This is a genomic window from Nocardioides sp. (assembly GCF_047607365.1).
In the GTDB taxonomy this organism is placed as follows: Bacteria; Actinomycetota; Actinomycetes; order Propionibacteriales; family Nocardioidaceae; genus Nocardioides.
This window is the reverse complement of record NZ_JASGDD010000047.1, coordinates 1-10,422: the sequence shown is the minus strand read 5'-3', so window position 1 is coordinate 10,422 and position 10,422 is coordinate 1. Positions and strand designations below refer to the sequence as shown.

Genomic DNA, 10,422 nt, shown 5'->3' with positions numbered 1-10,422 from the left:
GGCTGGGCGCCGGCCGCGCCCGCAAGGAGGACCCGGTGTCGCCCGGCGCCGGCGTCGTCTGGCACGCGCGCCCCGGCGACGAGGTCGTCGCGGGCGCCCCGCTCCTGACCCTGCACGCCGACGAGCCCGCGCGGTTCGCCCGCGCCCTGGAGTCGCTCGAGGGCGGCTATGACATCGAGGCCATCGCCCCTGCCGGCACCACGACCCCGAGGTTCACCGCCGCGCCGCTGCTGATCGACAGGATCGCGTGATGAGCCTGTCCCTCGACGAGATCCGCGCGCTGCCCAAGGTGCTGCTGCACGACCACCTCGACGGCGGCGTCCGCGCCTCCACCGTCCTCGACCTCGCTCGGGAGATCGAGCACCCGCTGCCCGCGGACGACCTCGACGGCCTCCAGGCGTGGTTCCGCGACGCGGCCGACTCCGGCTCGCTGGTCTCCTACCTGGAGACGTTCGAGCACACCATCGCGGTCATGCAGACCCCCGAGGCGCTGCACCGGGTGGCCTTCGAGGCGGTCGAGGACCTCGCCCTCGACGGGGTCGTCTACGCCGAGATCCGCAACGCGCCCGAGCTCAACACCGTCGGCGGGCTGTCCATCCCCGAGGTGATCGAGGCCGTCCAGGCCGGGTACGACGACGCCGCGGCGCGCTACGGCATCGTCGCCCGCCAACTGGTGTGCGGGATGCGGCAGAGCGACCGCTGGGCCGAGGCCGCCGAGGCGGTCGTGGCCTTCCGCGACCGGGGAGTGGTCGGCTTCGACGTGGCGGGCCCGGAGATCGGCTTCCTGCCCGAGCGCTACCAGAGCGCGTTCGACGTCGTCCGGCGCGAGGCGTGCCACATCACCATCCACGCCGGCGAGGCCGACGGGCTGGAGTCCATCGCCGGCGCGATCTTCGCGGGCGCGGAGCGGCTGGGCCACGGCGTACGGATCGTCGACGACATCACGACCGGACCCGACGGGGAGCCGGTGCTCGGCCGCCTCGCGGCGTACGTCCGCGATCGCGGGATCCCGCTCGAGGTCGCGCCGACGTCGAACCTCCAGACGCACGCGGCCGGGGCGACGTCGATCGAGACCCATCCCTTCGGTCTGCTCGCCGAGCTCGGCTTCACGGTCACGATCAACACCGACAACCGGCTGATGTCGCGGACCTCCGTCTCCGAGGAGACGTGGAAGCTGGCCACCGCGTTCGGCTACGACGTCGACGACCTCGAGATCTTCACCCTCAACGCGATGCACGCGGCCTTCCTGCCGCTGCCCGACCGGATGGCGATCATCGAGGACGTGATCCTGCCCGGCTACGAGGCCGCGCGCGGCTGACGTGCTCGTCGGCGCGTGGCTCAGGCGACGAAGCCGACGGTGTGGGTGCGGCCGGCGAAGCTGAAGCCGTCGCCGACGCGCAGGCCCTCGAGCGCCGCCAGGATCGGGGCGTCGGCCGCGATGCCCTCGTAGGTCGCGCCGTCGCACTCGAACTCCTCGCTCACCACCCCGACGACGTACCGGCCGCCGGCGAACCCGACGAGCGCGCCGCTGCGGACGACGTCGGTGGGGGAGAAGTCGAGGCCCTCGATCTGCGCGACGACGTCCTCGGCGTGGGCGCTGGACTCCTCGACGAGGCCGCCGAGGTCGCCGGCCTCGTCGGACTGCGACAGGTCGTCGATCGTCGTCGCGCCGCTGCCGGTGCGCTCGGAGGCGGCGTGCTCCTCGGCGACCTTCCGGGCGAGGTCGTCGGCCGCCGCCTTCGCGCGGGCGAGGAGAGTCTCGCGCACCCGCTGCTTGGCCTCGGCGTCGATGGTGGTCGGCTCGCTCGTCGTCATGCTGATCGTGCTCCTTCTGCCGGGAGGGCCGCTCGTCCGGTCACGCTGCCCGGACGACCCGGATCCCGTCGCCGTCGGGTCGGTCCTGGAGGACATCCCGACCCTAGCGCGATGGGGCTCGGATCTGGGCTCGGATCAGGGCCGGCCGGGCACGACCATGCAGTAGGCCCGCGGCCACCCGCCGAGGCGCAGCTCGTGGGCGTCCCACATCGCGCGGGTGATCGTGCGCACCAGCCCGGTCGCGGGGTCGAAGACCTCGAGCTCCTCGCCCGCCGCGCCGGAGGTGCCGACGACGAGGGTGACGTGCCGTGGGAGCAGCCGGGTGCCGACGTACAGGGACGCGAGGCGGCCGGAGCGGGCGACGGCCAGGAGCCGCGCGTACGACGGCGGGCGGAGCGTGTAGGGCACGCCCTCGATCCGCCGCAGATGCCACGCGACCGACCACCAGGCGGTGCCCCACCGCTCGGGCCAGACGTGGAAGGAGCGGTGGACGTCCTTGACCACGGCGCCGAACGACGGCCGGATCTCCGCGGCCCAGGCGGGGTCGCGGAGCATCCGCGCGACGACGACCGACGTCGCTCCGCAGGACATGCCGTCGGGCTGGCGCAGGTCGCGGCCGAAGCGCATCAGCCGCGGAGCCCCGTGATGCGCGCGAACCCCTCGTGCGGCGAGACGACCGTGCAGCCCTTCGCCTCGGCCGCCGAGACGACGGCTCCCTGGCCGCGCATCAGCGCCCAGCCGCGCCGGACGAGCACGAGCGGCGGCTTGCGGTGCTCGCGCAGGTCGCGCACGAGGCGTCGCCAGAAGGTGACGACGGGTGCCTGCGTCACGCAGTAGGCGCCCGCCAGGATCCCCGCCTCGCGGCAGTCGGCGACGATGTCCGCGGCGAAGATCCCCTCGGCCACGACCAGCTCGGAGCCGCCGAGGTCGAGCAGCCGGTGGCCGACCCGCCCGTTGGAGGGGATGTCGTAGACCGGGACGTCGGCGCGACCGTCCGCGCAGAGCTCGGCCAGGGTGCGGACCGCGTCGGCCGGGAGCCAGGAGTCCGGATGGTCCCAGTCGACCAGGCCGTGGTTGGGGCCGTCCCCGATCCGCGGGAGGGTCGGGTCGTCGCCGTCCTTGTAGAAGTCGTCGAGGCGCAGGATGGGCAGGCCGAGACGCTCGGCCAGCCGCGACTTGCCGGCGCCCGACGGGCCGGCCAGGACGATGACGCGCGCCATCAGTAGCCGGAGGTGTCCGCCGTCGCGTCGGTGAGGAGCGCCCGCGAGCCGGAGACACCCAGGCGGGTCGCGCCGGCAGCGATCATGGCGCGCGCGTCCTCGAGCGTGCGGACCCCGCCCGACGCCTTCACCTCGAGGCCCGGGACGGTGGCGTGCATCAGCTCCACGGCGTGCACCGAGGCGCCGCCGGCGGGATGGAAGCCGGTGGAGGTCTTCACGAAGTCGGCGCCGGCGGCCTCGGAGGCGCGGCAGACGCCGACGATCTCGTCGTCGCTCAGCGCGGCCGACTCGATGATCACCTTGAGCACCGTGGGCGCCGGAGCCGCCGCGCGCACGGCGGCGACGTCGGCCTCGACGGCCGCGAAGTCCTTCTCCTTGGCGGCCCCGATGTCGATCACCATGTCGATCTCGTCGGCGCCCTGCTCCACCGCCAGCGCGGCCTCGGCGGCCTTGACCGACGAGGCGTGCTTCCCGCTCGGGAAGCCGCAGACCACGGCGACCTTGAGCCCCTCGGGGACCTCGACGGGCAGCATGCTCGGCGACAGGCACACGCTGTAGGTGCCGAGCTCGGCGGCCTCCGCGATCACCGCCGCGACGTCGGCGTGGGTGGCCTCGGGCTTGAGCAGGGTGTGGTCGATGTAGCGGGCGACCTCGGCGGCGGAAAGAGTCACCCGCACACCTTAGGGTGTTCCGCTGTGGCGGACGAAGACGGCGGGACGCAGTGGTTCGTGCCGAACAACAGCCGGATCTCGGGCTTCCTGGGCGCGGCGGTGGCGGCCGTGGTCGTGGTCGTGGCGACCGTCCAGACCGATCCGGTGTGGATCGCGGCCGGGCTGCTGCTCGGCATGGTCGTGTGGCTGGTCCTGCTGCGCCCGCGGGTCGGGCTGCGCGGGCGCACGCTCGTCCTGCGCGGCGTCGCGTCGACCGTCGAGATCCCGCTGTCCCTGCTCACCTCCAGCGCGGTGCGGCAGGTCTTCGTCGCGTGGGTGGGCGAGCAGCGCTACGTCAACGCCTCCCTCGGCCGCCCGGCGCGCGACGTGCGGGTCAAGCGAGGGCGGGAGGTCAAGGCGGATCCCTATCTCGACCACGTCCAGGCGCTCATTGCCAGCCATCGCGACGACGCGCTCCGGTGGGGTGACGAGGGCGGCGGCGTACGGCGGCGGTGGGCTCGTGGAGAGCTGACCGTGCTCGCGGCCCTGGTCGTCGCGGTGGTGCTCCTGATCGCCGTGTGACCACCCTGCCGACGGCTCAGAGCCCCAGCGCGGTGCTCATGTCGGCCTTGAGGGCGGCGAGCTCGGCGGTCGCGGCGGCGCGGGCGGCCGCGATGTCGCCGGTCACGGGGATGACGACCTCGAGGTAGCACTTGAGCTTCGGCTCGGTGCCGCTCGGCCGCACGATCACGCGCGCGCCCGGCAGGTCGTAGCGCAGGCCGTCGGTCGGCGGCAGGTCGGCCGAGCCCACGGCCAGGTCGGTCGCGACCGACACCGCGCGGCCGCCGAGCGTGGTCGGGGGAGTGGCGCGGAGGCGGGCCATCGCGTCGGAGATCAGGGAGACGTCGGAGACCCTCACCGAGAGCTGGTCGGTCGCGTGCAGCCCGAACTCGCGTGCGAGGTCGTCGAGCCGCTCGGCGACCGACGAGCCCTCCGCCTTGAGTCGCGCGGCGAGGTCGGCCAGCAGCAGGGCGGCGCTGACGCCGTCCTTGTCCTTCACGTGCGCCGGGTCGACGCAGTAGCCCAGCGCCTCCTCGTAGCCGAACGCCAGCTCCGGGAGCCGGCCGATCCACTTGAAGCCCGTGAGGGTCTCCACGAACGGCTGCCCGTAGGCCCGCGCCATGGTGCCCAGCATCGAGGAGGAGACGATCGAGTTGGCGTAGGTGCCGGCCACCCGGCGCGAGAGCAGGTCGTGGCCGAGGAGCTGGCCGACCTCGTCGCCGCGGAGCATCCGCCAGGTGCCCGTGGCGGGGTCGGGGATGCCGGCGGCGCAGCGGTCGGCGTCGGGGTCGTTCGCGATGACCAGGTCGGTGTCGTGCTCGGCCGCGAGGGCGAACGCCAGGTCCATCGCGCCCGGCTCCTCGGGGTTGGGGAAGGCGACCGTCGGGAAGGCGGGGTCGGGCTCGGCCTGCTCGGGCACGGCGGTGACGCGGAAGAAGCCCGCGCGGTCGAAGACGGCGCGCATGGTCTCCAGCCCGACGCCGTGCAGGGGGGTGTAGACGATGTGGAGGTTGCGCGGGCTGTCGGCGCGGACGATCCGGCCGGTCTCGGCGATGTAGTCGTGCCAGACCGTCTCGTCGATCAGGCCGCCGCCGTTCCCCCGGGGCACGTCGGCGAGCGATCCGACGGCGGCGATCTTGGCTGCGATGTCGGCGTCGGCGGGAGGCACGATCTGCGAGCCGTCCCCGAGGTAGACCTTGTAGCCGTTGTCCTGTGGGGGGTTGTGGCTGGCCGTCACCATGACGCCGGCGCTCGCCCCGAGCCGCAGGATCGAGCCCGCCAGCACCGGCGTGGGCATGGCGCGGGGGAGCGTGAGGGCCTCCAGCCCGGCGCCCGTCATGACCTCGGCCGTGTCACGGGCGAAGACGTCGGAGTTGTAGCGGGCGTCGTACCCGATCACGACGGGGCCGGTGGCGCCGCGCTCGAGGAGGTAGGCCGCCAGCCCGGCGGCCGCCCGGATGACGACGACGCGGTTCATCCGGTTGGGACCGGCCCCCAGCGCGCCGCGCAGGCCGGCCGTGCCGAACTCCAGGGTGCCGCTGAAGCGATCGGCCAGGTCGGCGGCCGCCTCGGCGTCCCCTCCCTCGGCGCGCTCGAGGATCGCCTCGAGCTCGGCCCGGGTCTGCGGGTCGGGGTCCTCGGTCAGCCAGGCGCGGGCGGCGGTGAGAAGTTCGTGGTCCACGCGCCCGACGTTACCGGCGGAAGGCCTCCAGCTGCTCGCCCAGCTCGACGAAGACCGCCTGGTTGAGGTTGAAGGCGCGGCGCACCTCGACCACCACACGGGCGATCTCGTCCTCGCTGAGGCCGAGCGCGTCGAGCCGGGCGCGGTAGGCGTCCTTGAAGAGCTTGGGCTTGGGGATCTCGGGGAAGTCGTAGAACGCGACGCCCACACCGGGCTCGAGCTCGAAGTGACGGGTCATGAGGCGGCCGATCGCCTGGCCGCCGGAGAGGTCGCCGAGGTAGCGCGTGTAGTGGTGCGCCACGAAGAGCGGCGCCCACTCGTCGGCCGCCTCCCGGACGCGGGAGGCGTACGCCGTCGCGGCCGGTGAGTCGACCGGACCGGCGCCCGGAGCCCAGTGCTCGAGATCGGCGCGCAGCCGGTCGAGCCGCTCCAGCGCGGGGTCGTAGACCGCCGCGACCGCGGCGTCGTCGCGGCGGGCCCGCGCGGTCTCCTCGAGCGCCTCGTAGACCGGCAGGAGCCGCTGCAGGTAGGCGGCGTAGCCGGCCTCGCCGACCCGTCCGCCGAGGAGCTCCTCGAAGAAGGGGGAGTGCTCGGCCGCCTCGTGCTCGGCCTGCGAGCCCTCGCGCATGGCGGCCGCGAGGGGCGTGCTCGCGAGCGCTGCTCGCTCGTCGATCTGGCTCGTCGTCACGGGGGCCTCCTCGGCAGTCATGCCTGCCACTCTTTCCTGACACTCTGTCGAGATGATGTTGACACACTGTCAGATCCTTGACAAGGTTCCGCAGTGGGAAGGCTAACCTAACCTAGGATAGGTTGCCCTAAGTTCTCGGGAAAAGAACTGACAAGGAGTGACACGGTGCGCAGCGTGCGACGGGCATCCGTGGGGGCGGTCGCCTCGGTGCTGGCGATGGTCATCGCCGGTTGTGGATCCCTCCCGCAGAGCCACGGCTCCGCCGACGAGGGCGGCTCGGTGCCGCTCGCGCAGGCGTCGGCGCTCGCCGATCCCAAGGCCTATGAGGGCGCCACCCACGCCGCGCTCGGCGACGTCGCCATCGACCCCATCGCCGACAGCCCGACGCCCGACCTGCCCGTGACCGTCACCGACGCCCAGGGCACGAAGGTGACCGTCACCGACGACAGCCGCATCCTCGCGCTCGACATCTACGGCACGCTCTCCCAGACCGTCTTCGACCTGGGTCTCGGCGACAACGTGGTCGGACGCGACCTCTCCACGCAGTTCGCCGAGGCCGCCGACCTGCCCCTGGTCACCAACGAGAGCAGCCACGACCTGGTCGCGGAGAAGATCCTCGCGCTCAACCCGACGGTGATCATCACCGACACCTCGCTCGGCCCGTGGGACGTCCTGCTCCAGATGCGCGACGCCGGCGTCCCCGTCGTCGTGGTGGACTCCACCCGCAGCATCGACAACATCACCTCCCTCACCATCCAGGTGGCCGACGCGCTCGGCGTCCACGACCTCGGGGTGAAGCTGGCCGCGCGCACGAAGAGCGAGGTCGACGCGACCACCGCCGAGATCGCGAAGGTCGCGCCGACCACGGTCCAGACCAAGCTGCGCACCGTCTTCCTCTACGTGCGCGGCCAGGCCGGCGTCTACTACATGTTCGGCGAGGGCTCGGGGGCCGACTCTCTCATCGACGCCCTCGGCGCGTACGACGTCAGCGAGGAGATCGACTGGAGCGGGATGAAGCCCGTGACCGACGAGGGGATCATCGCCGCCCAGCCCGAGCTCATCCTCATGATGACCGACGGACTCGCCTCGGTCGGCGGCGTCGACGGACTGCTCGAGAAGCTGCCCGCCCTGGCGCAGACGCCGGCCGGCCAGCGCCGGCGGATCGTCGACATGTCCGACAGCGCCATCCTCGGCTTCGGCCCCCGGACGGCCGAGGTGCTCAACGCGCTCGCCGTCGCGATCTATGCGCCCGAGTCCGCCAAGGCGGCCTCGTGACCACCGTCGCGCCGCCCGCGGGATCGGCTCCGGCCGGCGTCCTGCCGCGTGCTCGGGCCGCGCGCGTGACCCTGCTCATCGCCGGGCTGAGCGCTGCGCTCGTGGTGATGATCCTGGTCTCGGCGGGACGCGGCCAGCTCGACATCCCTGCCGACGAGGTGCTCGGCTCCGTCCTGCACCGGATCGGCCTCGACTGGGGCCCGATGCCGTCGCATCCTCTGGGCGACGCGACGCTGTGGAACGTCCGCTTCCCCCGCATCGTGCTCGCGGTCCTCGTGGGTGCGGCGCTCGCGACGGCCGGCGCCCTCATGCAGGGCGTCTTCGGCAACCCGCTGGCCGAGCCCGGGGTCGTCGGCGTCTCGACCGGCGCGGCCTTCGCCGCCGCGGTGGTCATCGTCTTCCAGATCGGCCTCGTCGGGGCCTGGACGGTTCCCCTGTTCGCCTTCGGGGGCGGGCTCATCACGACGACCGTCGTCTACGTGCTGTCCCGCGCCGACGGCCGTACCGAGGTGGTCACCCTCGTGCTCACCGGCATCGCGGTCAACGCGGTCTGCAGCGCCGGCCTCGCGCTGATGATCTTCCTGGCCGACACCCAGGCCCGTGAGGAGATCATCTTCTGGCAGCTCGGCAGCCTCAACGGCACCCGCTGGGTCTACGTCGGCGTCGTGGCGCCCTTCCTCGCCGCCGGTGTGCTCGGCGCCCTCGTCGTCGCGCGCAGGCTCGACGTGCTCGCCCTCGGCGACCGCGCCGCCCGTCACGTCGGGATCGACGTCGAGCGGCTCCGCATGGTGGTCATCCTGCTCGTCGCCGTGCTCACCGCCGCCGCGGTCTCCTTCGCCGGGATCATCGGCTTCGTCGGGCTCGTCGTCCCGCACCTGATCCGGATGATCATCGGCCCCGGCCATCGGGTGCTGGTGCCCGCGAGCGCGCTCGGGGGAGCGCTGCTGCTCATCTGCGCCGACACCTTCGCGCGGACCTCGGTCGCCTACGCCGAGCTCCCGATCGGCATGCTCACCGCGCTCGTCGGGGGCCCCTTCTTCTTCTGGCTGCTGCGCCGTGCCCGGACCTCCGCCGGGGGGTGGGCCTGATGCTTCGCGCCTCCGGCGTCTCGCTCTCGCTCGGTGGCCACCGGGTGCTGCACGAGGTCTCGCTCGACGTCCGTCCCGGTGAGCTCGTCGCGCTGGTCGGCCCCAACGGGGCCGGCAAGTCGACCCTCCTCGGCGTCATGGCCGGCGACCTGCCGCCCGACGCGGGCGCGGTCACCCTCGACGACGTCGACCTGGCCGCCTGGAAGCACCTCGAGCTCGCCCGGCGTCGCTCGGTGCTGCCGCAGGAGCACCGGCTGGCCTTCGGCTTCCGAGCCGTCGACGTCGTACGCATGGGAAGGTCGCCGTGGGTCCGCACCCACCGGGAGGACGACGACGACCGGGTCGTCGCCGAGGCGATGCAGCGCACCGAGGTGCTCGAGCACGCCGAGCGGATCGTGCCGACGCTGTCGGGCGGCGAGCGGGCCCGGGTGGCGTTCGCGCGGATCCTCGCGCAGGAGACCCCGCTGGTCCTGCTCGACGAGCCGACCGCTGCGCTCGACCTGCGCCACCAGGACCAGGTGCTCGCCCAGGCCCGCCGGCTCGCGGTGGCGGGCAGCGCCGTCGTCGCCGTCGTCCACGACCTCACCATCGCCGCCGCGTACGCCGACCGCATCTGCGTCCTCGCGGGCGGCGAGATCGTCGCCGACGGGACGCCCGCCGAGGTGCTCGACCCCGAGCTGATCGGTCGCGTCTACGAGCACCCCGTGGACGTCCTCACCCACCAGGGCCGGCTCGTCGTGGTGCCGCGCCGGCTGCACGCGGTGCCGCCGCCCGACACCGAGGAGGGGTCGTGGAGCGTCGTCCGATGAGCCGGATGTCCGCGTGGCTCGGCGTCGTGCTGGTCGCGGCCTCGACCACGCTGCTCGGCACCGGTCCCGCCGAGGCCGCCGCGCGGGTCACCGTCACCAACGGCCAGAGCGGCGCCGTCGCCGACCCGACCTACGCGACGACGCTCACGCTCAAGGGCCGCGGCTTCCAGGCCATCAAGGGCGGGTACGGCGGCATCTACGTGCTCTTCGGCACCCGCTCGGGCACGTGGCAGCCGAGCAAGGGCGGCAAGGCCGGGACGAACTACCTCTACGTCCCCGACAGCCAGACCAAGGACAACCAGGGTTTCCAGAAGTTCGTCGCCTTCCAGGGCTCCGACACGGCCTCGTCGGCCAACGGCGGGACCATCGCGGCCGACGGCTCCTGGAAGACCACGATCGTGGTCCCGGGCGCGACGTTCCAGACGGTCGACAGCTCCGGCGCCGCCCGCACCGTCGACTGCCGGAAGGTCACCTGCGGGATCATCACCATCGGCGCTCACGGCGTGATCAACGCCCGCAACGAGACGTTCACGCCGGTCACGTTCAAGGCATCCTCGAGCAGCTCCAGCGCCACCGCCACGACGAGTTCGAGTGCGACCGCCTCGGCGACGGCGAGCGGCACCGCGACCGCGGTG

At 73.2% G+C, this 10,422-nt stretch carries 12 protein-coding genes and 1 pseudogene; 7 read left to right on the top strand and 6 right to left on the bottom strand.

All coding sequences use genetic code 11. The features are described 5' to 3' along the window. Together QM572_RS03980 and QM572_RS03975 are read left to right on the top strand one after the other, a co-directional pair. Positions 1 to 251 (top strand): annotated as a pseudogene (locus QM572_RS03980) (thymidine phosphorylase); the annotation flags it as partial. Then, complete coding sequence (locus QM572_RS03975) at positions 251 to 1,318, top strand: adenosine deaminase (RefSeq protein ID WP_415090263.1); 1,068 nt, start codon at positions 251 to 253, stop codon at positions 1,316 to 1,318. The pseudogene QM572_RS03980 and the gene QM572_RS03975, both read left to right, overlap by 1 nt. Positions 1,319 to 1,338: 20 nt before the next feature. Here QM572_RS03975 and QM572_RS03970 read toward each other — a convergent pair whose 3' ends face one another. The 4 genes from QM572_RS03970 to deoC all read right to left on the bottom strand — a co-directional run bounded on the left by QM572_RS03970 (position 1,339) and on the right by deoC (position 3,706). Continuing rightward, positions 1,339 to 1,815, bottom strand: coding sequence for a hypothetical protein (locus QM572_RS03970; RefSeq protein ID WP_415090261.1), 477 nt, complete (start codon positions 1,813 to 1,815; stop codon positions 1,339 to 1,341). 135 nt (positions 1,816 to 1,950) lie between these two features. Beyond that, the gene (locus QM572_RS03965; RefSeq protein WP_415090259.1) at positions 1,951 to 2,442 is read right to left on the bottom strand and encodes a hypothetical protein; all 492 of its coding nucleotides are present in this window, start codon (positions 2,440 to 2,442) and stop codon (positions 1,951 to 1,953) included. Next, the gene (locus QM572_RS03960) at positions 2,442 to 3,035 is read right to left on the bottom strand and encodes an ATP-binding protein (RefSeq protein WP_415090257.1); all 594 of its coding nucleotides are present in this window, start codon (positions 3,033 to 3,035) and stop codon (positions 2,442 to 2,444) included. The genes QM572_RS03965 and QM572_RS03960 overlap by 1 nt, the downstream gene beginning before the upstream one ends. Beyond that, entirely contained in the window at positions 3,035 to 3,706 is a 672-nt protein-coding gene (deoC, locus tag QM572_RS03955; RefSeq protein WP_415090255.1) for a deoxyribose-phosphate aldolase, read from the bottom strand. The genes QM572_RS03960 and deoC overlap by 1 nt, the downstream gene beginning before the upstream one ends. A 24-nt stretch (positions 3,707 to 3,730) precedes the next feature. On the opposite strand from deoC, the gene QM572_RS03950 reads away from it, so the two are divergent. Next, entirely contained in the window at positions 3,731 to 4,267 is a 537-nt protein-coding gene (locus QM572_RS03950; RefSeq protein ID WP_415090253.1) for a hypothetical protein, read from the top strand. A gap of 16 nt (positions 4,268 to 4,283) precedes the next feature. Here the strand turns inward: QM572_RS03950 and QM572_RS03945 are convergent, their stop codons facing one another. Further along, the gene (locus QM572_RS03945; RefSeq protein WP_415090251.1) at positions 4,284 to 5,927 is read right to left on the bottom strand and encodes a phospho-sugar mutase; all 1,644 of its coding nucleotides are present in this window, start codon (positions 5,925 to 5,927) and stop codon (positions 4,284 to 4,286) included. Positions 5,928 to 5,937: 10 nt separating this feature from the next. Continuing rightward, positions 5,938 to 6,636, bottom strand: coding sequence for a heme oxygenase (biliverdin-producing) (locus QM572_RS03940; RefSeq protein ID WP_415090249.1), 699 nt, complete (start codon positions 6,634 to 6,636; stop codon positions 5,938 to 5,940). A 153-nt stretch (positions 6,637 to 6,789) separates the two neighbouring features. On the opposite strand from QM572_RS03940, the gene QM572_RS03935 reads away from it, so the two are divergent. From QM572_RS03935 to QM572_RS03920, 4 genes are all read left to right on the top strand, one after another. Then, on the top strand, positions 6,790 to 7,890 hold the full coding sequence (locus QM572_RS03935; protein ID WP_415090247.1) for a heme/hemin ABC transporter substrate-binding protein: 1,101 nt from the start codon (positions 6,790 to 6,792) through the stop codon (positions 7,888 to 7,890). Beyond that, entirely contained in the window at positions 7,887 to 8,978 is a 1,092-nt protein-coding gene (locus QM572_RS03930) for a FecCD family ABC transporter permease (protein ID WP_415090245.1), read from the top strand. The genes QM572_RS03935 and QM572_RS03930 overlap by 4 nt, the downstream gene beginning before the upstream one ends. Further along, the gene (locus QM572_RS03925) at positions 8,969 to 9,787 is read left to right on the top strand and encodes a heme ABC transporter ATP-binding protein (protein ID WP_415090243.1); all 819 of its coding nucleotides are present in this window, start codon (positions 8,969 to 8,971) and stop codon (positions 9,785 to 9,787) included. Before QM572_RS03930 ends, QM572_RS03925 begins: the two co-directional genes overlap by 10 nt. Then, a partial coding sequence (locus QM572_RS03920; RefSeq protein ID WP_415090241.1) for a hypothetical protein occupies positions 9,784 to 10,422 on the top strand: 639 nt, incomplete at its 3' end. The genes QM572_RS03925 and QM572_RS03920, both read left to right, overlap by 4 nt.